This is a genomic window from Ruegeria sp. CDSC052 (assembly GCF_059610685.1).
In genome coordinates, this window is record NZ_JBXWOB010000005.1 from 12,423 (window position 1) to 35,338 (window position 22,916).

The window sequence follows — 22,916 nt, forward strand, 5'->3', positions numbered from 1 at the left end:
GCCGGGCTTTGATTTGACGCGCTGCTTTTAATCTGCAGTCAGAAGCGGGGGTTTGTCGCCAGGGATGCGCGGTTGATCGGGGCCAAAAATGTCCAGATCCAGCTCTCCCTTCTTGACCGAGACGCGAACGACACCGCCCTTGGCCAGCTTACCGAACAGCAGCTCCTCGGCCAGAGGTTTCTTGATGTGTTCCTGAATGACGCGTCCCAATGGGCGTGCGCCCATCTTGTCGTCATAGCCTTTGTCGGCCAGCCATTCGGCGGCTTTTGGCGTCAGGTCGATGGTCACATTGCGGTCCAGTAGCTGTGCTTCAAGCTGCAGCACGAACTTCTCGACCACCTGCAGGATGACCTCTTTCGGCAGCGGCGCGAAGGAAATGACAGCATCCAGACGGTTGCGGAATTCCGGTGTGAACATACGTTCGATCGCGGCGGTATCCTCACCTTCGCGGCGGTCGCGGGCAAAGCCGATGGCCGCCTTTGCCTGTTCTTGCGCCCCTGCATTCGAGGTCATGATCAGCACCACGTTGCGGAAGTTCACCGTGCGACCATTGTGGTCGGTCAGCTCTCCGTGGTCCATCACTTGCAGCAGGATGTTGAACACGTCCGGGTGGGCTTTTTCAATCTCATCCAGCAGCAGAACGCAATGCGGATGCTGGTCGACGCCATCAGTCAGCAAACCGCCTTGGTCGAACCCGACATAGCCCGGAGGCGCACCGATCAGGCGGCTGACCGCGTGTTTCTCCATGTATTCCGACATATCAAAACGCAGCAGTTCCACTCCCAGCGTATCCGCCAGCTGTTTCGCGACTTCGGTCTTTCCCACACCGGTTGGGCCAGCAAACAGATAGTTGCCGATGGGCTTTTCCGGCTCGCGCAGACCGGCGCGCGCCAGTTTGATGGCGCTGGACAGCGCCTCAATCGCCACGTCTTGTCCGAAGACCACCCGTTTGAGCGACTTTTCAAGGTCTTTCAGAACCTCGGCATCGTCCTTGGTGACGTTCTTGGGTGGAATGCGGGCGATCTTGGCAACAACGGCCTCAATCTCTTTGACGCCGATGGTCTTGCGGCGCTTGCTTTCAGCAACTAGATGCTGGGCTGCACCGGCTTCGTCAATCACGTCGATCGCCTTGTCGGGCAGCTTGCGGTCATTGATGTAGCGTGCTGACAACTCGACCGCGGTTTTAATCGCGTCGGCTGTATATTTGATCTCGTGATGCTTTTCGAAATAGGGCTTCAGACCGCGCAGGATTTTTACGCTGTCCTCGACCGAAGGTTCGTTCACGTCAATCTTCTGGAACCGGCGGCTGAGCGCGCGATCCTTTTCGAAATGCTGGCGAAACTCTTTGTAGGTGGTCGAACCCATAGTGCGCAGTTTTCCACCCTGAAGGGCCGGTTTCAGCAGGTTCGAGGCATCCATTGCCCCGCCCGAGGTGGCACCGGCACCGATGACGGTGTGGATTTCATCAATGAACAGAACCGCGTCTGGGTGATCCTCAAGCTCGGTCACGACCGCTTTCAGGCGTTCTTCGAAATCACCGCGATAGCGGGTGCCCGCCAGCAATGCACCCATATCCAGCGAATAGATGGTGGTTTCTGACAGGACATCGGGGGCCTCGCCAGAGATGATCTTAAATGCCAGTCCCTCTGCGATTGCGGTTTTGCCAACGCCCGGATCACCGACCAGAAGCGGGTTGTTCTTGCGCCGGCGGCATAGCACCTGAATGCAGCGCTCAACCTCATCGGCACGACCGATCAGCGGGTCGATATCGCCCGCGCGCGATTTCGCGTTCAGGTCGATGCAGTATTTCCCCAGCGCGCTTTCTTTTTGCTCGCCATCGGCGGTGCTGGCCGGAGTTTCCTCTTCTGCCTGATCCGCGCCCGATACCGAACGGCTTTCGCCGTAGGCCGGGTCCTTGGCCACACCATGGGCGATGAAATTCACCGCATCGTACCGGGTCATATCCTGTTCCTGCAGGAAATAGGCTGCGTTGCTTTCGCGTTCGGCAAAGATCGCGACCAGAACATTCGCCCCGGTCACTTCGGTCCGGCCCGAACTTTGAACATGGATCGCAGCGCGCTGGATCACACGTTGGAAAGCGGCTGTCGGTACAGCCTCGGACCCGTCAATATCGGTGACAAGGTTCGATAGGTCTTCGTCGATGAATTCCACCAGAGTGCTGCGCAATTCGTCAAGATCGACGCTGCAGGCTTTCATCACGCGGATCGCATCGGGCTCTTCCAACAATGCCAGAAGCAGATGCTCCAGCGTTGCGAATTCATGTCGCCGTTCATTCGCAGCCGCCAGGGCCGCGTGGATGGCTTGTTCTAGTGTGCTCGAGAATGAAGGCACGCGGGTGCTCCTCTGTCTTGGGTCAGAAGGGGGCGGGCTGAAGGCCGGATCCCCATCCCAACCATGTCCTCATACTATTAGAGTTTGGTTGATCAGAGCCCGGCTTCAAGGGTTTTCTTGCTCTTGACAGTCACATTTGTTGTGACCGTGGCTGTGAAGTAGGTGAAATAGGTATCAAAACCGATCTTTTCTAGCCCTGATTTCAGCAAAAATTTTGGCTGGTTCGGCGCCTGCCATACCCAGGTGCGCCTGAATCGCCGGGTCAGCAGCGCGCAGGAAGGGGTTAGTGGCCTTTTCCAACGCCAGAGTGGAGGGAACCGTAGGCTGTTGGGCGGCTCGGGTGCTGTCAATTTCTGCGACGCGTTTCTGCAGCGCAGAATTTCCTGGATCGACGGTGAGAGCGAATTTGGCGTTGGACTGCGTGTATTCGTGCCCTGAACAAACCAGCGTGTCATCCGGCAAGGCGCTCAGTTTACACAGCGATTCCCACATCTGCGGTGCGGTGCCTTCAAACAGGCGTCCACAACCCATTGCCATCAGGCTGTCGGCGGTAAAGACCACCGCGCTTTGCGGCATGTGAAAGGCGATGTGACCAAGAGTATGCCCCGAAACGTCCAGAACAAGGACGGGTTCCCCGCCGATTTCAAAACTGTCGCCGTCATTGACCTGTTGATTCAAAGGTGGCAGGCGATGTGCGTCGGCTGCCGCGCCGATCACCGTCGCCGGGTGCTGTTCCAAAATGGCCGGCAACCCGTCGACATGGTCGAAATGGTGATGCGTGAGCAACACATGAGACAAGCCCCAGCCACGTCGTTCCAGTTCTGACAGAATCGGGCCACTTTCAGGCGCGTCGATTAATGCGGTGTTGCCGCTAACCGCGTCATGCGCCAGAAATGCGTAGTTATCGCTGAGACATGGGATGGTGACGATCTCAAGAGGCATGGCCTTTTGCCCTTTCGTTGCTAGACTGCGCTCAGCTAATCCGATTGGCCAGGTGTCCGCAATGCATCTTGATGTGCAGGATCTGAGGAATTTCTACTACCGCAGCACTCTTGGTCGTGCAGCGCAGGCGGCCATTCGTGGGCGAATGATTGATCTGTGGCCCGAGGCCAAAGGTCAAACCGTCGTAGGGTTTGGCTTTGCTGTGCCGTTGTTGCGGCCATACCTGAAAGATGCGCGCCGCGTCATCGGGCTGATGCCCGGGCCGCAGGGGGTGATGCCCTGGCCTGCGGGAATGCCCAACGTATCTGTTTTGACGGAAGAGACCTTGTGGCCGATTGAAACGGGCCATGTGGACAAGCTGGTGGTGATGCATGGACTTGAAACGTCACAACGTCCCGCCGAATTGCTGGCGGAATGCTGGCGTGTGCTTGGTCCCGGTGGACGGGCGCTTTTTATCGTACCGAACCGTGCGGGGCTGTGGTCACGGACCGATCGAACGCCATTTGGATTCGGGCGCCCTTATTCTGCCTCGCAGTTGGAAAGTCAGCTTAGAGCGCATCACTTTATGACGGATAACTATTGTTCCGCCTTGTATTTGCCTCCGTCCTTCCGTCGGTTCTGGTTGAAATCCGGCAGCCTGATAGAGAAAACTGGCCAGCGTTTGCCGACGATCATGGCAGGCGGCGTTCTGATGGTTGAGGCGACAAAGCAAATCAGACCACCCAGCGGAACCGTCACCAAAGCGACAGGGCGCCGTCAGATCAAGGCGCTGGATGGCCTGCTCAAGCCAGCCTAGCGCAACGCCTGTACTAGCTTCCATCATAACGCCGAAACACGCGAAAATGGCTGCAGGAATCGCAAAACCTTGCGGTTTGGTAACATTTTTCACCCTCATCAGCCGTATAAAAGGGTCGCACCCAAGCTAAGTATCTGAAATAGAACGCTTTGTGGATAAGGTGCCCATGGTGATAATATGTTGCTAGCTGGGTTTACCTCTGCTACATCCCCGTTGATTTTGATCCCCGGCCTTATGGACGGGGTTTCTTCACGCCCCCGGGTAGCTGCCGCAACGCGAATTCGGGGCCCAAAATATCGGAAGGGTGGACGTGTCCGAACCAGCTTCGATTTCCACAGGCATCGCCGAGCGCTATGCCACAGCGATTTTTGAGATCGCTAAAGAGAATAAAGACCTGGCAGGTCTGGAAACCGGAATCAACGATCTGGCAGCAGCATTGGGCGACAGTGCCGATCTGCGCGACCTGATCGCCTCGCCTCTGGTATCGCGCGCTGAACAAGAAGGCGCGATTACAGCGATTGCCGACAAGATGGGTCTGAACGCCATCCTGCGCAACACGCTGGGTCTGATGGCGCAGAAACGCCGTCTGTTCGTTGTGCCGCAACTGGTGCAGGTTCTGCGCGACATGCTGGCCGAAGAGCGTGGCGAAGTGACCGCCGATGTCGCCTCGGCCAAGGCGCTGACTAAGACACAGATGGATAAACTGTCCAAAACGCTGTCCGAGCGTGTGGGCAAGACCGTGACAATAAATGCGACCGTTGATGAAAGCCTCATCGGCGGTCTTGTCGTTAAAGTGGGCTCGAAGATGATCGACAGCTCGATCCGCTCCAAGCTCAACTCCCTACAGAATGCAATGAAAGAGGTCGGATAAATGGGAATCCAAGCTGCAGAGATTTCTGCAATCCTGAAGGACCAGATCAAGAATTTTGGTCAGGAAGCCGAAGTGGCCGAAATCGGTCGCGTGCTGAGCGTCGGTGACGGGATTGCCCGTGTATACGGCCTGGACAATGTGCAAGCCGGTGAGATGGTCGAATTCCCCGGTGGCATCATGGGCATGGCGCTGAACCTGGAAAGCGACAACGTCGGTGTTGTTATCTTTGGTTCTGACCGTGACATCAAAGAAGGTGACACTGTTAAGCGCACCAACTCGATCGTGGACGTGCCAATCGGCAACGGTCTGCTGGGTCGTGTTGTTGACGGCCTGGGCAACCCGCTGGACGGCAAGGGCCCGATCGAATCCACCGAGCGCGGCGTTGCAGACGTCAAAGCGCCGGGCATCATCCCGCGTAAATCGGTTCACGAGCCGATGGCAACCGGCCTGAAATCGGTCGACGCGATGATCCCGATTGGCCGTGGCCAGCGAGAGTTGATCATTGGTGACCGTCAGACCGGTAAAACTGCCGTTGCTCTAGACGCGATCCTGAACCAGAAAGTGTACAACGAAGCAGCAGGCGACGACGAGTCCAAGAAGCTGTACTGCGTTTATGTGGCCATCGGCCAAAAGCGTTCGACCGTTGCTCAGCTGGTGAAGAAACTGGAAGAATCCGGTGCGATTGAATATTCGATCGTTGTGGCCGCAACCGCGTCCGATCCGGCGCCGATGCAGTTCCTGGCACCCTATGCCGCGACCGCGATGGCTGAGTTCTTCCGTGACAATGGCCGCCACGCGCTGATCATCTATGATGACCTGTCGAAACAGGCCGTGTCCTATCGTCAGATGTCGCTGCTGCTGCGTCGTCCGCCCGGACGTGAAGCCTATCCTGGCGACGTTTTCTACCTCCACTCCCGCCTGCTGGAGCGTTCGGCGAAGCTGAACGAAGATTTTGGCGCGGGCTCGCTGACGGCTCTGCCGGTTATCGAAACCCAGGGTGGCGACGTTTCGGCGTTTATTCCGACCAACGTGATCTCGATCACCGACGGCCAGATCTTCCTGGAAACCGAGCTGTTCTATCAGGGTATCCGTCCTGCTGTGAACACCGGTCTGTCGGTTTCGCGTGTGGGCTCCTCGGCTCAAACCAACTCGATGAAGTCGGTTGCCGGCCCGGTTAAGCTGGAACTGGCTCAGTACCGTGAAATGGCTGCCTTTGCGCAGTTCGGTTCCGACCTTGACGCCGCAACCCAGCAGCTGCTGAACCGTGGTGCGCGTCTGACCGAGCTGATGAAACAGCCGCAGTACTCACCGCTGACCAACGCTGAAATCGTATGCGTCATCTTTGCCGGCACCAACGGTTACCTCGACAAGATCGACGTATCCGACGTTGGCCGCTATGAAGCTGGCCTGCTGTCGCATCTGCGTGGCAAGCACGCGGATCTGCTTCAGTGGATCACGGACGAGGACCCCAAGATCAAGGGCGACGCTTCCGACAAGATCAAGGCTGCGCTGGACGAATACGCCGCAACCTTCGCTTAAGGGAGAGGCGGGCACATGCCAAATCTTAAGGATCTAAAAAACAGGATCGAGTCGGTCAAATCGACCCGCAAGATCACCAAGGCCATGCAGATGGTCGCGGCTGCAAAACTGCGCCGCGCCCAGGAATCTGCCGAAGCCTCGCGCCCCTATGCCGCACGGTTCAATGCCGTGATGGCGGGGTTGGCGGCATCGGTCGGGGGCAGCGACAGCGCCCCCAAGCTGCTCCGGGGTACGGGCAGTGATGATGTCCATCTGCTGGTTGTCATGACAGCTGAACGCGGCCTGTGTGGCGGCTTCAATTCGAACATCGCCAAGCTGGCCCGCGCCAAAGCATATGAGCTGAAGGCCAAGGGCAAAACGGTCAAGATACTGACCGTCGGCAAGAAAGGTCGCGACGCAATCAAGCGCGACTATGGCGATCTGTTCGTTGGACATGTCGACCTGAGCGAGGTCAAGCGGCTGGGTTACACCAACGCGCAGGACATTGCGAAGGACGTTTTGTCCCGTTTCGACGCGGGTGAGTTCGACGTAGCCACGATCTTCTACTCGAAGTTCGTCAACGTCGTAAGCCAGACCCCGACGGCACAGCAGATCATCCCTGCCTCGTTCGAGGATGTCGAAGGGGACGACAGCGGCGCGGTCTTTGATTACGAGCCCAGCGAAGAGGCCATCCTGGCCGATCTGCTGCCCAAGGCGGTTGCGACTGCGATCTTCTCGGGACTGCTCGAAAACGGGGCCTCGGAACAGGGTGCACGGATGTCCGCGATGGACAACGCGACACGCAACGCGGGTGAGATGATCGACAAGCTGACGATCCAGTTCAACCGTTCGCGTCAGGCCGTGATCACCAACGAGCTGATTGAAATTATTTCCGGCGCCGAAGCGCTGTAGAGACAAACCGGAGACGAAACATGGCGAATGCAAAAGGCAAAGTCACTCAGATTATCGGGGCCGTCGTCGACGTGCAGTTCGATGACGCACTGCCTGAAATTCTGAACGCGCTGGACACCACCAACAACGGCAAGAAGCTGGTTTTGGAAGTGGCACAGCACCTGGGCGAAAACACTGTCCGCACCATTGCGATGGACGCGACAGAAGGTCTTGTACGTGGTGCCGAAGTCACGGACACCGGCGCACCCATCGCGGTTCCGGTCGGCAACGCCACCCTGGGCCGTATCCTGAACGTTGTGGGCGAGCCCATCGACGAAAAAGGTCCCGTGGAAACCACCGAAACGCGCTCCATCCACCAGGACGCGCCGGATTTCGCGGATCAGGCCACTGAATCCGAAGTTCTGGTGACCGGCATCAAGGTTGTTGACCTGCTGGCCCCTTACGCCAAAGGCGGTAAGATCGGCCTGTTCGGCGGCGCCGGTGTTGGCAAAACCGTTCTGATCATGGAACTGATCAACAACATCGCCAAAGTGCACTCTGGCGTGTCCGTGTTCGCCGGTGTTGGTGAGCGGACCCGTGAAGGCAACGACCTGTATCACGAGATGATTGAATCCGGCGTTATCGTTCCCGACAAGCTGGAAGACTCGAAAATCGCGCTGGTTTACGGCCAGATGAACGAGCCTCCGGGAGCCCGTATGCGGATCGCTCTGTCGGGTCTGACCCTGGCGGAACAGTTCCGTGATGCAACCGGTGCCGACGTTCTGTTCTTTGTCGACAACATCTTCCGCTTTACGCAGGCGGGTTCCGAGGTTTCGGCTCTGCTGGGTCGTATTCCTTCGGCGGTGGGCTATCAGCCGACACTGGCGACCGACATGGGCGCGATGCAGGAACGCATCACCTCGACCAAATCCGGGTCGATCACCTCGGTTCAGGCCGTCTATGTTCCTGCGGATGACTTGACCGACCCTGCGCCGGCCACCTCGTTCGCACACTTGGATGCGACCACCGTTCTGAACCGTGCGATCTCGGAAAAGGGTATCTACCCTGCCGTTGACCCGCTCGACTCGACCTCGCGTCTGCTCGACCCGGCCATCGTCGGTGAAGAGCATTATACCGTTGCGACCGACGTTCAGCAGATCCTCCAGCGCTATAAGTCGCTGCAGGACATCATCGCGATCCTCGGCATGGACGAACTGTCGGAAGAAGACAAACTGACCGTGGCCCGTGCCCGTAAGATTGAACGCTTCCTGTCGCAGCCGTTTGACGTGGCCGAAGTCTTCACTGGCTCGCCTGGTGTTCAGGTTCCTCTGGATGTCACCATCGCGTCGTTCAAGGCCGTTGTGGCCGGCGAATACGATCACCTGCCCGAGGCAGCCTTCCTGATGGTTGGCGGCATCGATGAAGTGATCGCCAAAGCGGAAAAGATGGCCGCAGAAGCCGCCTAAGGAGCACACCTGATGGCAAACACGATGCACTTTGACCTCGTCAGCCCCGAGCGGAGCCTTGCTTCGCTCGCGGTGACTGCGGTCCAGCTTCCCGGCGCGGACGGGGACATGACGGCGATGCCCGATCATGCCCCCACCATCACCACGTTGCGCCCCGGTCTGCTAAAGGTCGAGGCACCCGAAGGGTCCAGCGAATACCTGGTCACCGGCGGGTTTGCCCAGATCAATGGCGACAGCATGTCGGTTCTGGCCGAAAAGGCCATTCCGGTCTCTGAAGTGACCCGCGCGCATCTGGACGATCTGATCGCCGAGGCACGTGCGTCGCATGACGCGGCCAAAGGCGGCGACGATCAATCAGTCGTCGACGATGCGGCCAAGCTGCTGGCCGATATGGAAGCTCTTGGGACACATATGAGCCTGTAAGTTTCAGGACATGTAGATTTAGAAACGGCCCTGCCTGTGCGGGGCCGTTTTTTTGTGGTGATTTTGGATGAAGGGCGGTCTAAGGTTCCGTAATTCTTTATAAAAGACGACAAAATGCAGACTTTTAGTACCCATCCGATTGGAATCGACCAAGGCGAAGTTGTGCTGTTCTCCGACTTCGCAGATGGCGGTGACATGTGGACAGGCGAGGGGCCGCGCGAACGACGCTCGGACATAGAATTCAGCCAGCCATTCCGTTCCGCGCCTGTTGTACAGATCAGCGTGTCACTGTGGGATGTTGATACATCTTCGGCATTGCGCGCCGAGGTCAAGGCCGAGGACATCACGCCCGAGGGATTTGCTGCGGTGTTCCGTACCTGGTCGGATACCCGCATCGCGCGCATCCGAATATCTTGGACAGCGTTCGGCGAGGTGCCACATGAGGATGACTGGGATATTCTGTGAAGCCAGCCTTGGGTTTAAGACTCGTCCGATGCCTCTATCATGGCGACCCGGTGTGCATGCCGTCCGCCTTCGAATTCGGCTGACAGGAACGCATCCACTATATCCAGCGCCTGACCCTCACCCACGACCCGGGCGCCGACAGACAGCATGTTGGCGTCGTTATGCTGGCGGATCATGCGTGCGGAAAAGGCATCCGAGCAGACACCGCAGCGAATGCCGGGGACCTTGTTGGCCGCCATCATGATACCTTGACCCGTTCCACACAGAACGATGCCAAGCTGACAATCCCCGGAAGCCACTGCTTGGGCGGCGGCCTTGCCATGAACAGGGTAATGGGTGCTCTCAGGTGTCTTGGGGCCGATATCGACGACGTCCCATCCCTGGGCCGCAATATGAGAGGCAACCGCCTGGCGTAATTCGATAGCTGCGTGGTCGCTGGATAGAACAATGCGTTTTGAGGCTGTCACGGTAAACTCCGACCTGTATTGCAGAAAGAAAAGAGGCGGCCCCCGGGCCGCCGCGTTCGATCAATCCCTATGATACATCGACTCGTAGATCGGCGTCAGGGTCTTATCCTCGAACAGTGACGATACACTGGTGCCGTTCCAGATATTCAGGATAGCCTGCGTAAAGATCGGGGCTGTGGGCACGATGCGGATGTTCTTGGCCTTGGTTATTTCTTCTGTCGGCTGGATCGTGTCGGTCAGCACCAGAGATTTCATCACCGAATTGGTCACGCGTTCGACCGCAGGGCCGCTCATGACGCCGTGTGTGATGTAGGAATGAACTTCTTTCGCACCATTATCCAGCAGTACTTGCGCCGCTTTGCAAAGAGTACCGGCCGTGTCGCACATGTCGTCCACGATCAAACAGATCTTGTCTCTGACATCGCCAATTACGGTCATCTCAGCGACTTCGCCGGCTTTTTCGCGGCGTTTGTCCACGATCGACAGCGGGGCGTTGATCCGCTTGGCCAACTCGCGCGCCCGGGCCACGCCGCCCACATCGGGCGAAACGACCATAATCTCGTCGAGGCTGTCCTTGAACTGATGTTTCACATCCAGCGCAAAGATCGGCGAGGCATAAAGGTTGTCGACAGGCATGTCGAAGAACCCCTGAATCTGCGCTGCGTGCAGATCCATGGTCAGGATGCGCTCGATCCCGGCGCCAGTCAGCATGTTGGCCACCAGCTTGGCGCTGATCGGTGTGCGGGCCTTGGTGCGGCGGTCCTGGCGGGCATAGCCGAAATAGGGGATCACGGCGGTAATCCGTTGGGCCGACGAACGGCGCAGCGCATCAGCAATGATGAGCAGCTCCATCAGATTGTCATTGGCCGGGTTCGAGGTGGGCTGGACGATGAACATATCTTCGCCGCGCACGTTCTCGAACACTTCGACAAAGATTTCACCGTCGTTAAACCGTTCGACCCGGGCATCGACCAGACCCTGATCGACGCCGCGATACAGGCTCATTCGGCGTGCAATGGATTCGGCAAGCGGAAGATTAGCGTTCCCAGCGATTAACTTGGGTTCGTGAAGTGTCGGCATCGGCTGAGGTCCCCGGGCAGCAATGGCAAATGTGACAGATTCGTGATGTTGACACCGCTTAGCATGGCCTTACCGTCCAGCAAAGATAACGCTGCGGAGAAAGTGAACATGGCCCAAATTGACTACTATTTTGCGACACTCTCGCCATACACCTACCTGGCGGGACTGCGCCTGGAAGAGATTGCGGCCAAACATGGTGCGACAATCAACTACAAGCCGCTTGATATCGTCGCCCTGTTCGGACGTACGGGAGGTGTTCCGCCCAAGGACCGCCATATCTCGCGCATCGAATACCGGACGCAAGAAATGCAGCGACAGTCAAAAAAGCTGGGTATGGCGTTCAACCTGCAACCGGCCCATTGGCCCACCAATGCGGCGCCGTCCTCATACGCGATCATCGCCGCCATTCAGGACGAGTCAGGGGATGTGGGGCAGCTGGTGCATTCCTTTGTGCGCGCCTGCTGGGCCGAGGAAAAGGACATCGCGCAAGACGACGTGATCCGCGCTTGCCTGGCTGACGCTGGGTTTTCCCCGGATCTGGCCGATAGCGGCTTGCTGCTCGGGGCTGAGACCTATACCGCCAATCTGGAAGAAGCCGTGGAACGCGGAGTTTTTGGAGCTCCGTTCTATATAACGGAAGACGATCAGCGGTTCTGGGGCCAAGACAGGTTGGACGATCTGGACAGGCATCTGGCCGGGCTGAAGGGATAGGACAACATAATGGCCGTTGCGCAGAACCTGCATGTCACGCAGTTGGGGCAGGGTGATCGCCCTGTGCTGGCCTTGCATTGCACCATTGCTCATTCCGGGGTCTGGGCAGGCCTAGCCGCGGCGATGAAAGGGCAGGCAAGTTTTATTGCACCGGATATGCTGTCCCATGGGCGCAGCCCGGACTGGGATCGCCAGGGGGATCTGTATGACCGGCTGACCGAAGCCACACTTGAACATCTGACCGAGCCGATGGATCTGATCGGGCATTCCTTTGGCGCGGCGATAGCCTTGCGGCTGGCGGTCGAGCATCCCGCGTTGGTTCGCAGTGTCGCCCTGATAGAACCGGTGTATTTTGCCGTTGCTCAGCAGGATGCCCCGGACCTTGTGGCGGAATACGCGCATGTTGCCCAACCCTGTATGGACGCGCTTGCATCAGGCGACGAACCTCTGGCGGCAAGGCTGTTCAACCGGTTGTGGGCCGGAGATAGGGGACCGCGTTGGTCAGACATGCCCGAAACTGCACGGGCGGGGATGGTGCGTGGAATTCATCTGGTATCCGAGGTCGAAAACGAACTGATAATGGATTCCAAAGGTTTGCTACGGCCCGAGCGGATCGCACACGCCAATATGCCGGTATTGCTGCTGCATGGGGCGCTCACCCACCCAGTGATGGTCGCGATAAACTCTGGATTGAAATCCCGTCTTCCAATGGCCGAAAGCGCCGTGATCGAAGGGGCAGGGCATATGGCTCCGATCTCTCACCCGACAGAGACCGGCGCTCTGATCGAGGCTTTTTGGAACAGACTGCCTGCCACTGCCTGAAGCTTCGGGCGCGTCGTTACAAGAGCGCGATGAACCGATCAATTTGCGCAGGCTCGATGGACCAGTCACAAACCAGCCGACAGGCTAGAATTTCGCTGTCATCTGCCCCGTCCAGCTCTGCCCCCCACAAGTGGTAAACAGCACCTGCGGCATGCAGTTGCTTGTGTTGGGCGCGTGAAAACTGGGCAAAAATCATATTCGCCTGCGGCGCGTGCAGGAAAGAGGCACCTTTGGAGCGCAATCCCTCGGTCAGACGGGCGCAGTTGTTATTGGCCTGACGGGCCAGTGTCAGCCACAGATCATCCTGCAGATACGCCGCCATTTGGGCGGACAGATAGCGGTGCTTGGAGAACAGGTGCGCCCCGCGCTTGCGACGCAATTCGAATTCCCAGGCTTTGCTTTCATCAAAGAAGACAACGGCTTCGACGCCCATCAGCCCGTTTTTGGTCCCGCCAAAACTGACCGCATCCACGCCTGCTTTCCACGTCATCTCGGCGGGTGAGCAGTTCAACGCAACAAGGGCGTTGGATAAACGCGCACCGTCCAAATGGACTGGCAGCCCATACTCTTTGGCCACGGCGCAGAGCGCCTGCAATTCTGACAGGGTGTAAACAGACCCTCGTTCGGTCACCTGCGTAATGGATACAGGTCCGCGCTGCGGTCCATGCACGCCGCGTGTTTCTTCGGCCAGAATCGAGCCGCGCAGCGCGTCCGGCGCCATCTTGTCCGCGCCCGGAACCAGCGTCAGCTTGGCGCCGCTGTAAAACTCGGGCGCGTTGCACTCATCCTCGTGGATATGTGCCACGGGTGAGCAGAACACCGTCTCCCACGGCTGCGCCAGCGTCGCCAGCGCCAGCGAATTCGCGGCCGTCCCGGTGGCCACCAGATACACGGCGGCGCCAGGTGCCTCGAACACCCCGCGAATGCGATCCCGGACCTCATTCATCAAGGTGTCGGTTCCATAGGCCATCTGATAGCCCTGATTGGCAGCATTCAGCGCTTCCATGACCGCCGGGTGAACCGGCCCCGAATTGTCAGAGGCAAAGTACATTAGCTGGGCTCCTCGATGATATGATCTTCCCACTCTTCCAGCGGAGTTTCGAATTCGGACACGGTCCGACCCTGCACCGAGACTCCGGCGGCATGAACGCTGTCCGGTGTGCCCGAAATCAACGGGTGCCAATCGTGTAGGGGTTTGCCCTCCCACAACAGGCGATAGGCACAGGTCTGTGGCAGCCAATAGGCGTGATCGTTGATATTGCCCGGCGTCATCACGATACATTCCGGCACAAATTGGTGGCGGATATCGTATTGGGTGCAGCGGCAACTTTCGTCATCCAACAGACGGCAGGCGACGCAGGTCAGGGCAACCTCACCGGTGTCTTCATCTTCCAGTTTGTTCAGACAACATTTGCCGCAGCCATCGCACAAAGCTTCCCATTCAGCTTGGTTCATGCGGGTTAACGGTTTTCGTTCCCAGAACCTGGGGGCCAGGCCGGTGCGGTCGATCGGATCCGTTGTCATCGGTCCGCCAGCAGGCCGCGGGCCTTGTCGCAGTCGGCATCCATCTGCGCGATCAGGCCGTCCAGACTGTCAAAGGTCATCTCGGGGCGCAGGTATTCTACCAGACCCACCGACAGGGTCGCGCCATAAAGGTCACCCGAGAAGTCGAACAGGAAGGTTTCGATATTGGGGACCTCACCATTGAACATCGGTCGCGTCCCAACCGAGGCTGCGCCCTGATAGCTGCCCAGATGAGGTCCATCCAGAACATCGACCAGAACGGCATAGACGCCGAATCTTGGCGGATGCAGCCCCTCAATGGACATGTTTGCGGTGGGAAATCCCAGTTCACGGCCCCGTTGTTCTCCTCCGATCACCTCGCCTTCGATCCGGTGCCAGTGACCCAACATAGTAGCGGCATCCTGCGGGCGGCCCTCGGTCAGTGCAGTACGGATCGCAGTGGATGAAACGACATTTTCGGACCGCTCCATCAACGGAGCGATGGTGACACCGAACCCCATCTCTTGCCCAAAGAGCACCAAGTCATCAGCGGTGCCGCTGCGGCCTTTGCCGAAACAGAAATCGGCACCGACGACGACATGCGACAGGCCGAGCCCGTCGCAGATTACGTTGCGGGCGAATTCCCTGGGCGTCAGGCCAGCCAATGCGGCATTGAACGGCAGCTCATACAGCTTTTCGACCCCCAGTTTTGCTAACCGGTGCGCGCGGGCATTGCCGCGCATCAGGCGAAAGGGCGGGGTGTCCGGGGCGAAATATTCTCTGGGATGCGGCTCGAATGTCAGTACGCCCAAAGGTGCACTCGGCGCGGCGCTGCGGGCCAGTTCGATCACAGATTGGTGGCCGATATGAACGCCGTCGAAATTCCCGATCGCCACGCTGGCGCCGCGATCTTGGGGTTCGATGAATTGGAGGTCACGAATGATGCGCATAGCGACTGCCTAGCGGGACAGGCGCGCTTGTTCAAGGGTCTGAAACCCCCGGAAATGCTCAGTCGAATTTGCGCGACGGGGCCAGCACCATGGCTTCGCCGACCAGCACCTTCTTGCCATCCACTGCGCAGTGACAATCGAGCTTGACTCGACGCTTGGCAAAATCAATGTCGATCACCTTGACCTCGGCATAGACCATGTCACCCGGGCGAACAGGAGCGAGAAACTTCAGCGACTGCCCCATGTAAACTGTGCCGTGGCCCGGCAACTGCTCGCCGATCACGGCCGAGATCAGACCCGCGGTCAGCATCCCATGCGCGATGCGCCCCTCGAAGATCGTGTCGCGGGCGTAATCGTCGTCCAGATGTACGGGGTTTCTGTCGGTCGACACCTGAGCGAACATTTCGATATCCTCGTCCGTCACCACTTTGCGAAGGTGACGGGACATGCCCATCTCGATGTCTTCAATACAGATCGTGCCGCGTGGAAGATTATCCAACATGTTGCCCTCACTCGAATTCATCGGGCAACAAAAAAATCAAAGTCACCCCTGTTGGGAAACTTTATTACTTTGCAACTGCAGAAAATCAAGCCTTTTTTGACTACCTAAGGCGGCCGATCGTATAGGTCGGATTTATCTTTTCCTTTTGAATATAATCAGTTAGGGATTCATGATGCGGATGTGCCTCGGTTTTTGTCTCGGCCGCGGCTAGCCCGCCCGAGATGAAAAGAGAATCAATGCCTTCCCCCATTCCACCCAGAATGTCGGTGTGCGGACCGTCTCCGATGACAAGAATGTCCCCATCGGGGATGTCGTGGCCAAGTTCCTGCAACCTGCGGCGGGCAAGATCATAGATCGGCGGATGAGGCTTTCCGAAATATAGGCTTTCGCCACCCATTTCCGTATAAAGCCTGGCTAATGCACCAGCGCACCACTCCCGAACCTCGCCGCGGTCCACCACAATATCGGGATTGGCACAAAGCAGCTTCAGCCCCTTTTGTTTGGCGTACAGGAAATCAGCGCGGTTCACAGACGGATCGGCCATAGGATCGAAGGGGCCGCAACAAGCAATGCCCTCTGCCTCGGCTAGCGGCACGCGCTCGATATGAATCGGGTGGTCCAACAACTTCAGCGGTTCAAAGAATCCCGCGTCCCGCTGCCATTCGCCCATGAAATAGACCTTTTCGCCCACTGCGCCCCGGAACATGGCCGACCGGGCCGAATCTCCGCTGGTTGCAATCGTGTCATAGGCGTCGTCTGGGACATTGAATTGCGCCAGCTGGGTGGCGATTCCAGCACGCGGCTTGGGAGAGTTGGTCACCAGGACAACAATGCCGCCTTGCGCGCGATAGGCCTGCAGGGCCGCAACCGCTTCGGGGTAAGCAGTGATGCCATTGTGTACACAGCCCCAAAGATCGACGAACAGGGCCTTATAACGGCTGGAAACCTCGGGCAATGCGTGGATGATCTGCGTCATGATGGGCCCCCATTGATCTGGAAAGAGTGTCGTTTGAGCCTAAGACAGTGCGTGTGGTGTTTGGCCAGTAAGGGCAATGCCTAGCAAAAAAAAGCGCCCGATCAAGGCGCCTTTGGTGATTTTGGAATCAGACCTTGAGGTTCGGAATGATCTGTTTCTTACGGCTCATGATCCCGGGCAGAACGACCACGTCGCCATCAACCGAGGCGTCAAAGCTTTTCTCGGCCACGGCTTTGACCAGATCGTTGGGAACCAGCAGGGTGGCTTCTTCGTTCAGAATATCGACCACGAACAGCAATACCTGATCGACACCGTCCTCTTTGGCTACGTCGGCCATCGACGCCGCAAGGCTGTCTTTGCGGTCCAGCACGACACCCGGTGCTGTGGTTTCCAGAACCGAAACGCGGAATTTGGTGCCGTCGACTTCGTATTCCTTGCTGTCCATCCGGATCAGCTCGGCGTCCGAGAATGAGGACACATCTGATTTGGCCGCGAACATTTCTGCAGCATAGGCCGAGACGTCCAGACCCAGATCCGCGGCCAGTTTTTCGGCCACCGCGCGGTCATGCGCGGTTGTGGTGGGCGAGCGGAATTCCAACGTGTCCGACAGGATGCAGGTCAGCGCCGCGCCTTTGATGGCATCGGGCATTTTGGCGGCATCGTCGCCGATCATGTCGACCATGATAGTGGCGGTGCAGGCCAGCGGCCGCACGGTGATGTCGATCGGGCCTTTGGTTTCCAGACCGCCGACCAGTTTGTGGTGGTCGATAATGGCGCGGATATCGGCGCCGTTGATGCTGGCGGGCAGCTCGGCGGGGTTGTTCGTGTCGACAATAACAACCGGTGCGTCAGCCTCTACGTCTGTGATGATGCGCGGCTTGGGCAGGTCCCAGTGCTGCAGCATAAAGGCTGCTTCAGTGTTGGGTTCGCCCAGCAGGACAGGCTCGGCCTGTTCGCCTTTGATTTCGTTCATGTACCACGACCACAGGATCGGCGAACCGGTGGAATCAGTGTCGGGGGATTTATGTCCAAATACGAGGGTTGTCATTTCAGCGTCCTGAGGAGAGTAGATTTGGGCGCCTTATAGGGTGGTCTGGCACACTTGTCACCCGCCCCTGCGTAAACAGCGACGAAGGGTAAGGCCGGGCCTAAAAAGCGGCACGTTTCAGCGTGTATCCAGCCTGTTCCAATTGGTTCAACAGACCATGGTCATCGCCCAAATGTCCGGCGCCCACAGCAATGACCACCGTTTGGTCCTGAATGGCCAATATGTGCTGCATCCAGTTGTTGTTGCGCCCGACTAGAAGTTGCTGTTCGAAACTGGACCACTCTTCGTCGAAAACCTCTTGCGACAGACCGGATGTTTCAAGCCCCTGTAGTCTGGCAAATTGGATGATCTCTGCGTGCTTTTCTTCCAGATAGGCATTGACCATAGTCGCCAGCTGATCCTCGCTGCTTTCAAAGGCACTGGCCATGCGGATCAGTGATTGCACCTGCTTTTCGATCGGGTGCTGGTCAAACATCGCCATCAGATCATTAATCTGCTCTAAAGAGTACTGGGGGATGTCATGGGCTTCGGCCATGTCGGTCAGGCGCGCGTCCATTCCATAGCTGGCTTCCGGATTCTCGGTCATGCATGGGGGGACACCCAGCATCATGCTCAGAAACCAGGGGCGCATTTTTGCAGCCATCCAACTGGGGATGCCACGCTCTGCCAGGCCGCTGGACAGGGCGGCCCAGTCTTCTTCCGGCATCAGCTCAATCAGGGTGGGACCTGAGGTGATCAGAACAGGGCTGAGGTCTTTGGCCAGTTCCTGTTCAAATGCAGTCATTTCGTCCTGGGTCACTTCGAAATAGAACGCATCCGCCTGGCTGAGTGTCGGTTCCAGCCTTTCTGTGACGGCGTCCATACGCGGGTCGTTTGTGTGCAGCGTTCCTATCAGATGCAGAACTGTATCGCCTTTTGTCGCGATCCAGTGATTGCCTTCCGGGTACGGGAAGTCGGCCAAAGCCTGCTGCAAATCAGCTTGCGCCTCTGGACTTAGGTCAGACCTCAGGTCGCGCCCCTCGCAGGCCGCTTGGGCCGAGAAAGGTACCAGCAGACAAGCCAAAAAGATCAAAAAACGCATCGTACCATCCTGGTTGGATCAATCCCTATATGGGGTGCGACCTTGCCTGGGCCAAGGCCGGTGTTCAACCTGCCAGGATGGACACTGACCTGATCTGTGTCTGGCATTCCACAGTAATTCGAATAGCATGAGCCACATGGACCGCGAGCAGGATCTCTACCCCCCAATCAAGGCGCTGTTAGAGCGTCAGGGCTATACCGTCAAAGGCGAGGTCGGTGCGGTCGATGTCATGGCTGTTCGTGAGGGTGAAGAGCCTGTGATTGTAGAGTTGAAGTTGCGTTTCTCATTGGCGCTGTTTCACCAGGCAATCACCCGACTGAAGGTTACTGAAAATGTCTATATCTGTGTTCTCAAGCCCCGCGGACGCACGGCCAGGCGGGCGTTGAAGGACAACACGGCGCTATGTCGAAGGTTGGGCCTTGGCCTGATAACTGTTCGGGCGGATGGCGTTGTCGAGGTGCATTGTGACCCTGGGCCCTACGCCCCGCGAAAGGACAAGGCCAAAACAGCGCGGCTGCTGCGCGAGTTTGACAGGCTTGAAGGTGATCCGAACGCAGGCGGCGCCACACGCCACGGCCTCGTCACCGCCTATCGTCAGGATGCTTTGCGCTGTGCGGCGCATCTTGCAGAATGTGGTGCCACAAAAGGGGCAGATGTTGCTAAGGCAACCGGTGTTTCGATTGCGACCCGGCTGATGCGCGAAAACCATTATGGCTGGTTCGACAAAATTGCAAAAGGTGTCTACGCCTTGTCGGAATCCGGACAAGAGGGTCTGAAGCACTGGGCCTATAGCTGGGATCAGCCTGACTGAGTCCCAAGGATAAAAAATTCTTCACGCTTGTTGACTCAGGGATTTCGACCCCCTAGCTATACGCCGTTATCACTCGCAAGGGTCGAGTGCTAACGCCTCACCGCAAGGTGAGGGGAGGATAAATAAACTTTGAGCCCAAGGAGCTGCAAAGATGGCATTGAAACCGCTTCATGACCGCGTGTTGGTTCGCCGTACCGAAAGCGATGAGAAAACCGCTGGTGGTCTGATCATTCCAGACAGCGCAAAAGAAAAGCCCAGCGAAGGCGAAGTTGTTGCGACCGGCGAAGGCGCACGCAAGGACAGCGGCGAGCTGATCGCAATGGCTGTAAAAGCTGGCGACAAGATCCTGTTCGGCAAATGGTCGGGCACTGAGGTTCAGGTCAACGGCGAAGAGCTGCTGATGATGAAAGAAAGCGACATCATGGGGATCATCGAGTAAGCCCACGCGCTTCCTCTGATCTTCATCCCAATACATTTTCTCAAGGAGAAACGACATGGCTGCTAAGGACGTCAAGTTCGACACCGATGCCCGTAACCGCATGCTGGCAGGTGTGAACATCCTGGCCGACGCTGTCAAAGTGACCCTGGGCCCCAAAGGCCGCAACGTGGTTCTGGACAAATCTTTCGGCGCACCGCGCATCACCAAAGACGGTGTTTCGGTTGCCAAGGAAATCGAACTGGAAGACAAGTTCGAAAACATGGGCGCGCAGATGGTGAAAGAAGTCGCCAGCCGCACCAATGACGAGGCCGGCGACGGCACCACCACCGCAACCGTTCTGGCTCAGTCCATCGTCAAAGAAGGTCTGAAGCAGGTTGCAGCGGGCCTGAACCCGATGGACCTGAAGCGCGGCATCGACCTGGCAACTGCCAAGGTTGTTGAAGGCATCAAGAACGCCTCGCGTGAAGTCAAGGACTCGGCTGAAGTTGCTCAGGTTGGCACCATTTCTTCCAACGGTGAAACCGAGATCGGCCAGCAAATCGCAGACGCGATGCAGAAGGTCGGCAACGAAGGTGTTATCACCGTCGAAGAAAACAAAGGCTTGGAAACCCAGACCGATGTTGTCGAAGGCATGCAGTTCGACCGCGGCTACCTGTCGCCTTACTTTGTCACCAACGCTGACAAGATGGTTGCAGACCTCGAAGACTGCATGATCCTGTTGCACGAAAAGAAACTGTCCTCGCTTCAGCCGATGGTTCCGCTGCTCGAGCAAGTGATCCAGTCGCAAAAGCCGCTGCTGATCATTGCAGAAGACGTTGAAGGCGAAGCGCTGGCAACTCTGGTTGTAAACAAACTGCGCGGCGGCCTGAAAATTGCTGCTGTCAAAGCACCGGGCTTCGGCGATCGCCGTAAGGCCATGCTGCAGGACATCGCAATCCTGACCGGCGGTCAGGTCATCAGCGAAGATCTGGGCATGAAGCTTGAGTCCGTGACCATGGACATGCTGGGCACTGCCAAGAAAATCGAAATCACCAAAGACGAAACCACCATCGTCGACGGTGCTGGCGAAAAAGCCGAGATCGAAGCGCGTGTTGCTCAGATCCGCACCCAGATCGAAGAAACCTCGTCGGACTACGACCGTGAAAAGCTGCAAGAGCGCGTTGCCAAACTGGCAGGCGGTGTTGCTGTTATCCGCGTCGGCGGCATGACCGAAGTTGAAGTGAAAGAGCGTAAGGACCGTGTGGACGATGCTCTGAACGCGACCCGCGCTGCTGTTCAAGAAGGCGTTGTCGTGGGCGGCGGTGTTGCTCTGGTTCAGGCCGGTAAAGCACTGGACACTCTGCAAGGCGCAAACGCTGATCAGGACGCAGGCATCAACATCGTTCGTAAGGCAATCGAAGCGCCTCTGCGCCAGATCGCTGAAAACGCAGGTGTCGACGGTGCGGTTGTTGCGGGCAAAGTTCGCGAAAGCGACGATGTGGCATTTGGCTTCAATGCGCAGACTGAAGAATATGGTGACATGTTCGCATTCGGCGTGATTGACCCGGCCAAAGTTGTCCGTACCGCATTGGAAGATGCAGCGTCGGTTGCCGGCTTGCTGATCACTACCGAAGCAATGGTTGCTGACAAGCCGCAGAAAGATGGACCTGCTGGCGGCGGCATGCCCGACATGGGCGGCATGGGCGGCATGATGTAAAACGTCGAATTCGCTTAGGCGAATTCCGGCGGCCCCACAGGCGCTTGGCAGTATAGCCAAACTGCCCAGAGGGGAGCTGCAGAGCTAAGGAACGGGGTCGCCTTCGGGCGGCCCCGTTTCGTTTTGGCACGCCGCTTATAACTGAAACTGTGGCTCAAACTGTTCCGAGGTCGACGGTCTAACCGGTCCCTTCAGGAAAGTGAGTACCCAAACCGGTGTGAAACCGATATCGGGTTGATATGCGACTGTTCCTTCTGACCGCCCTCACCATGTGCGCCTTTGCAGCGAACTCCATTCTGAACCGGATGGCCGTTGAAGGCGGCGATAGCGACCCGGCGGGGTTTGCGGTTATGCGCGTTCTGGCAGGGGCGCTGATGCTGGCGGTGCTGGTTCTGATACGTGGCGGCAGCCTGCCGTTGCGCAGCCCTCGCCGGTTCATTGGCGCTGGCGCCTTGTCGCTTTACATGATCGGGTTCTCGATCGCCTATCTTACACTGGATGCCGGGCTCGGCGCCTTGATCCTATTTGGGATAGTGCAAATCACGATGTTCGTGGCCACTGCCGTGACTGGAAATTCACCGACACGACAGCAACTTCTGGGGGCGGCGATTGCATTGGGTGGCCTCGCCTATGTGCTTTGGCCGTCGGGCACGGTTCAGGTGGATCCGGTCGGAGCCGCCCTGATGTGCGCTGCCGGGATTGGCTGGGCAGCATATTCTCTGGCGGGACGGTCCGAGCCAAATGCGCTTGCCGGGACGGCGGCGAATTTCGTTATTGCCCTTCCGGTGACGGCCGGAGCTTTGCTGTTGCTCGGCGGAGGTTGGCAGATGACGGGCACCGGTTTGCTGCTGTCGGCAATATCCGGGGCGGTCACTTCTGGGCTGGGATATGCGTTGTGGTACCGTGTTTTGCCCCAACTGGCGCCGACCGTTGCAGCTGTAGTGCAGTTGAGCGTGCCCGTGATTGCTATTCTGGGCGGTGTCCTCTTGCTGAGCGAAACAGCAGAGGCCCGGCTTTTGATTGGCGCAGCGCTGGTGTTGGGCGGCATCGCGCTGGCGGTGCTGCGACGTCAGCGGGGGTAGGGCTTTCATCAGCGGCGCTAAGGC

The 22,916-nt window shown here is 57.9% G+C and carries 24 protein-coding genes; 13 read left to right on the top strand and 11 right to left on the bottom strand.

Features of this window, described 5'->3' with window-relative positions; genetic code table 11:
- Positions 1-27: 27 nt before the first annotated feature.
- Positions 28-2,352 (bottom strand): ATP-dependent Clp protease ATP-binding subunit ClpA, encoded by a 2,325-nt coding sequence (clpA, locus tag AC2FIM_RS10280; protein ID WP_142636483.1) that lies wholly within the window; start codon positions 2,350-2,352, stop codon positions 28-30.
- Positions 2,353-2,526: 174 nt separating this feature from the next.
- On the bottom strand, positions 2,527-3,294 hold the full coding sequence (gloB, locus tag AC2FIM_RS10285) for a hydroxyacylglutathione hydrolase (protein WP_496708110.1): 768 nt from the start codon (positions 3,292-3,294) through the stop codon (positions 2,527-2,529).
- Between the two features lie 61 nt (positions 3,295-3,355).
- Here gloB and AC2FIM_RS10290 point away from each other — a divergent pair, with 61 nt between their 5' ends.
- From AC2FIM_RS10290 to AC2FIM_RS10320, 7 genes are all read left to right on the top strand, one after another.
- Positions 3,356-4,090, top strand: a complete 735-nt coding sequence (locus AC2FIM_RS10290; RefSeq protein ID WP_142636487.1) for a class I SAM-dependent methyltransferase — start codon at positions 3,356-3,358, stop codon at positions 4,088-4,090.
- Between the two features lie 310 nt (positions 4,091-4,400).
- Positions 4,401-4,961: a F0F1 ATP synthase subunit delta gene (locus tag AC2FIM_RS10295; RefSeq protein ID WP_142636489.1), complete on the top strand. Its 561-nt coding sequence runs from the start codon at positions 4,401-4,403 to the stop codon at positions 4,959-4,961.
- A complete protein-coding gene (gene atpA / locus AC2FIM_RS10300) occupies positions 4,962-6,500 on the top strand; it encodes a F0F1 ATP synthase subunit alpha (RefSeq protein WP_271949164.1) in 1,539 nt (512 codons plus the stop codon). It abuts the gene before it with no gap.
- Positions 6,501-6,515: 15 nt separating this feature from the next.
- Positions 6,516-7,391, top strand: coding sequence for a F0F1 ATP synthase subunit gamma (locus AC2FIM_RS10305; RefSeq protein ID WP_271949166.1), 876 nt, complete (start codon positions 6,516-6,518; stop codon positions 7,389-7,391).
- 20 nt (positions 7,392-7,411) lie between these two features.
- Positions 7,412-8,836, top strand: coding sequence for a F0F1 ATP synthase subunit beta (gene atpD, locus AC2FIM_RS10310; RefSeq protein WP_142636495.1), 1,425 nt, complete (start codon positions 7,412-7,414; stop codon positions 8,834-8,836).
- Positions 8,837-8,848: 12 nt separating this feature from the next.
- On the top strand, positions 8,849-9,259 hold the full coding sequence (locus AC2FIM_RS10315; RefSeq protein WP_142636498.1) for a F0F1 ATP synthase subunit epsilon: 411 nt from the start codon (positions 8,849-8,851) through the stop codon (positions 9,257-9,259).
- 114 nt (positions 9,260-9,373) lie between these two features.
- Positions 9,374-9,724 carry an H-type lectin domain-containing protein gene (locus tag AC2FIM_RS10320; protein ID WP_142636499.1) on the top strand — a complete coding sequence of 117 codons (351 nt, stop codon included), beginning with the start codon at positions 9,374-9,376 and terminating at the stop codon, positions 9,722-9,724.
- A gap of 14 nt (positions 9,725-9,738) precedes the next feature.
- Here AC2FIM_RS10320 and rpiB read toward each other — a convergent pair whose 3' ends face one another.
- Positions 9,739-10,191: a ribose 5-phosphate isomerase B gene (gene rpiB / locus AC2FIM_RS10325; protein ID WP_142636502.1), complete on the bottom strand. Its 453-nt coding sequence runs from the start codon at positions 10,189-10,191 to the stop codon at positions 9,739-9,741.
- Positions 10,192-10,251: 60 nt separating this feature from the next.
- Positions 10,252-11,271, bottom strand: a complete 1,020-nt coding sequence (locus AC2FIM_RS10330) for a ribose-phosphate pyrophosphokinase (protein WP_142636504.1) — start codon at positions 11,269-11,271, stop codon at positions 10,252-10,254.
- A 108-nt stretch (positions 11,272-11,379) separates the two neighbouring features.
- On the opposite strand from AC2FIM_RS10330, the gene AC2FIM_RS10335 reads away from it, so the two are divergent.
- Together AC2FIM_RS10335 and AC2FIM_RS10340 are read left to right on the top strand one after the other, a co-directional pair.
- Complete coding sequence (locus tag AC2FIM_RS10335; RefSeq protein ID WP_142636506.1) at positions 11,380-11,982, top strand: 2-hydroxychromene-2-carboxylate isomerase; 603 nt, start codon at positions 11,380-11,382, stop codon at positions 11,980-11,982.
- 9 nt (positions 11,983-11,991) lie between these two features.
- A complete protein-coding gene (locus tag AC2FIM_RS10340) occupies positions 11,992-12,804 on the top strand; it encodes an alpha/beta fold hydrolase (RefSeq protein ID WP_142636508.1) in 813 nt (270 codons plus the stop codon).
- Between the two features lie 16 nt (positions 12,805-12,820).
- Here the strand turns inward: AC2FIM_RS10340 and AC2FIM_RS10345 are convergent, their stop codons facing one another.
- From AC2FIM_RS10345 to AC2FIM_RS10375, 7 genes are all read right to left on the bottom strand, one after another.
- Positions 12,821-13,855, bottom strand: coding sequence for a threonine aldolase family protein (locus AC2FIM_RS10345; protein ID WP_142636510.1), 1,035 nt, complete (start codon positions 13,853-13,855; stop codon positions 12,821-12,823).
- Positions 13,855-14,328: a YcgN family cysteine cluster protein gene (locus AC2FIM_RS10350; protein ID WP_142636512.1), complete on the bottom strand. Its 474-nt coding sequence runs from the start codon at positions 14,326-14,328 to the stop codon at positions 13,855-13,857. Before AC2FIM_RS10350 ends, AC2FIM_RS10345 begins: the two co-directional genes overlap by 1 nt.
- Positions 14,325-15,257, bottom strand: coding sequence for a bifunctional riboflavin kinase/FAD synthetase (locus AC2FIM_RS10355; RefSeq protein WP_142636514.1), 933 nt, complete (start codon positions 15,255-15,257; stop codon positions 14,325-14,327). The genes AC2FIM_RS10350 and AC2FIM_RS10355 overlap by 4 nt, the downstream gene beginning before the upstream one ends.
- A gap of 58 nt (positions 15,258-15,315) precedes the next feature.
- Positions 15,316-15,759 (bottom strand): MaoC family dehydratase, encoded by a 444-nt coding sequence (locus AC2FIM_RS10360; RefSeq protein ID WP_074736482.1) that lies wholly within the window; start codon positions 15,757-15,759, stop codon positions 15,316-15,318.
- A gap of 100 nt (positions 15,760-15,859) precedes the next feature.
- A complete protein-coding gene (locus AC2FIM_RS10365; protein ID WP_496677625.1) occupies positions 15,860-16,735 on the bottom strand; it encodes an HAD family hydrolase in 876 nt (291 codons plus the stop codon).
- A 127-nt stretch (positions 16,736-16,862) separates the two neighbouring features.
- Positions 16,863-17,783, bottom strand: coding sequence for a manganese-dependent inorganic pyrophosphatase (locus AC2FIM_RS10370; protein WP_142636520.1), 921 nt, complete (start codon positions 17,781-17,783; stop codon positions 16,863-16,865).
- Between the two features lie 100 nt (positions 17,784-17,883).
- Positions 17,884-18,864, bottom strand: a complete 981-nt coding sequence (locus AC2FIM_RS10375) for a TraB/GumN family protein (RefSeq protein ID WP_282021526.1) — start codon at positions 18,862-18,864, stop codon at positions 17,884-17,886.
- Positions 18,865-19,000: 136 nt separating this feature from the next.
- Here AC2FIM_RS10375 and AC2FIM_RS10380 point away from each other — a divergent pair, with 136 nt between their 5' ends.
- The 4 genes from AC2FIM_RS10380 (at position 19,001) to AC2FIM_RS10395 (ending at position 22,892) form a co-directional block, all read left to right on the top strand.
- Positions 19,001-19,675 carry a DUF2161 domain-containing phosphodiesterase gene (locus AC2FIM_RS10380; RefSeq protein WP_142636525.1) on the top strand — a complete coding sequence of 225 codons (675 nt, stop codon included), beginning with the start codon at positions 19,001-19,003 and terminating at the stop codon, positions 19,673-19,675.
- A 151-nt stretch (positions 19,676-19,826) separates the two neighbouring features.
- Entirely contained in the window at positions 19,827-20,114 is a 288-nt protein-coding gene (locus tag AC2FIM_RS10385) for a co-chaperone GroES (RefSeq protein WP_120632017.1), read from the top strand.
- Between the two features lie 55 nt (positions 20,115-20,169).
- Positions 20,170-21,810: a chaperonin GroEL gene (gene groL / locus AC2FIM_RS10390; protein ID WP_142636527.1), complete on the top strand. Its 1,641-nt coding sequence runs from the start codon at positions 20,170-20,172 to the stop codon at positions 21,808-21,810.
- A gap of 239 nt (positions 21,811-22,049) precedes the next feature.
- Positions 22,050-22,892, top strand: coding sequence for a DMT family transporter (locus AC2FIM_RS10395; protein ID WP_496677628.1), 843 nt, complete (start codon positions 22,050-22,052; stop codon positions 22,890-22,892).
- Positions 22,893-22,916: the final 24 nt, after the last annotated feature.

Bases quoted from the DNA above. Each gene is read 5' to 3' on its own strand.
- gloB (WP_496708110.1), bottom strand. From the start codon at position 3,294: ATGCCTCTTGAGATCGTCACCATCCCATGTCTCAGCGATAACTACGCA.
- AC2FIM_RS10290 (WP_142636487.1), top strand. From the start codon at position 3,356: ATGCATCTTGATGTGCAGGATCTGAGGAATTTCTACTACCGCAGCACT.
- atpA (WP_271949164.1), top strand. From the start codon at position 4,962: ATGGGAATCCAAGCTGCAGAGATTTCTGCAATCCTGAAGGACCAGATC.
- AC2FIM_RS10305 (WP_271949166.1), top strand. From the start codon at position 6,516: ATGCCAAATCTTAAGGATCTAAAAAACAGGATCGAGTCGGTCAAATCG.
- atpD (WP_142636495.1), top strand. From the start codon at position 7,412: ATGGCGAATGCAAAAGGCAAAGTCACTCAGATTATCGGGGCCGTCGTC.
- AC2FIM_RS10315 (WP_142636498.1), top strand. From the start codon at position 8,849: ATGGCAAACACGATGCACTTTGACCTCGTCAGCCCCGAGCGGAGCCTT.
- AC2FIM_RS10320 (WP_142636499.1), top strand. From the start codon at position 9,374: ATGCAGACTTTTAGTACCCATCCGATTGGAATCGACCAAGGCGAAGTT.
- AC2FIM_RS10330 (WP_142636504.1), bottom strand. From the start codon at position 11,271: ATGCCGACACTTCACGAACCCAAGTTAATCGCTGGGAACGCTAATCTT.
- AC2FIM_RS10335 (WP_142636506.1), top strand. From the start codon at position 11,380: ATGGCCCAAATTGACTACTATTTTGCGACACTCTCGCCATACACCTAC.
- AC2FIM_RS10340 (WP_142636508.1), top strand. From the start codon at position 11,992: ATGGCCGTTGCGCAGAACCTGCATGTCACGCAGTTGGGGCAGGGTGAT.
- AC2FIM_RS10345 (WP_142636510.1), bottom strand. From the start codon at position 13,855: ATGTACTTTGCCTCTGACAATTCGGGGCCGGTTCACCCGGCGGTCATG.
- AC2FIM_RS10350 (WP_142636512.1), bottom strand. From the start codon at position 14,328: ATGACAACGGATCCGATCGACCGCACCGGCCTGGCCCCCAGGTTCTGG.
- AC2FIM_RS10355 (WP_142636514.1), bottom strand. From the start codon at position 15,257: ATGCGCATCATTCGTGACCTCCAATTCATCGAACCCCAAGATCGCGGC.
- AC2FIM_RS10360 (WP_074736482.1), bottom strand. From the start codon at position 15,759: ATGTTGGATAATCTTCCACGCGGCACGATCTGTATTGAAGACATCGAG.
- AC2FIM_RS10365 (WP_496677625.1), bottom strand. From the start codon at position 16,735: ATGACGCAGATCATCCACGCATTGCCCGAGGTTTCCAGCCGTTATAAG.
- AC2FIM_RS10370 (WP_142636520.1), bottom strand. From the start codon at position 17,783: ATGACAACCCTCGTATTTGGACATAAATCCCCCGACACTGATTCCACC.
- AC2FIM_RS10375 (WP_282021526.1), bottom strand. From the start codon at position 18,864: ATGCGTTTTTTGATCTTTTTGGCTTGTCTGCTGGTACCTTTCTCGGCC.
- AC2FIM_RS10380 (WP_142636525.1), top strand. From the start codon at position 19,001: ATGGACCGCGAGCAGGATCTCTACCCCCCAATCAAGGCGCTGTTAGAG.
- AC2FIM_RS10385 (WP_120632017.1), top strand. From the start codon at position 19,827: ATGGCATTGAAACCGCTTCATGACCGCGTGTTGGTTCGCCGTACCGAA.
- groL (WP_142636527.1), top strand. From the start codon at position 20,170: ATGGCTGCTAAGGACGTCAAGTTCGACACCGATGCCCGTAACCGCATG.
- AC2FIM_RS10395 (WP_496677628.1), top strand. From the start codon at position 22,050: ATGCGACTGTTCCTTCTGACCGCCCTCACCATGTGCGCCTTTGCAGCG.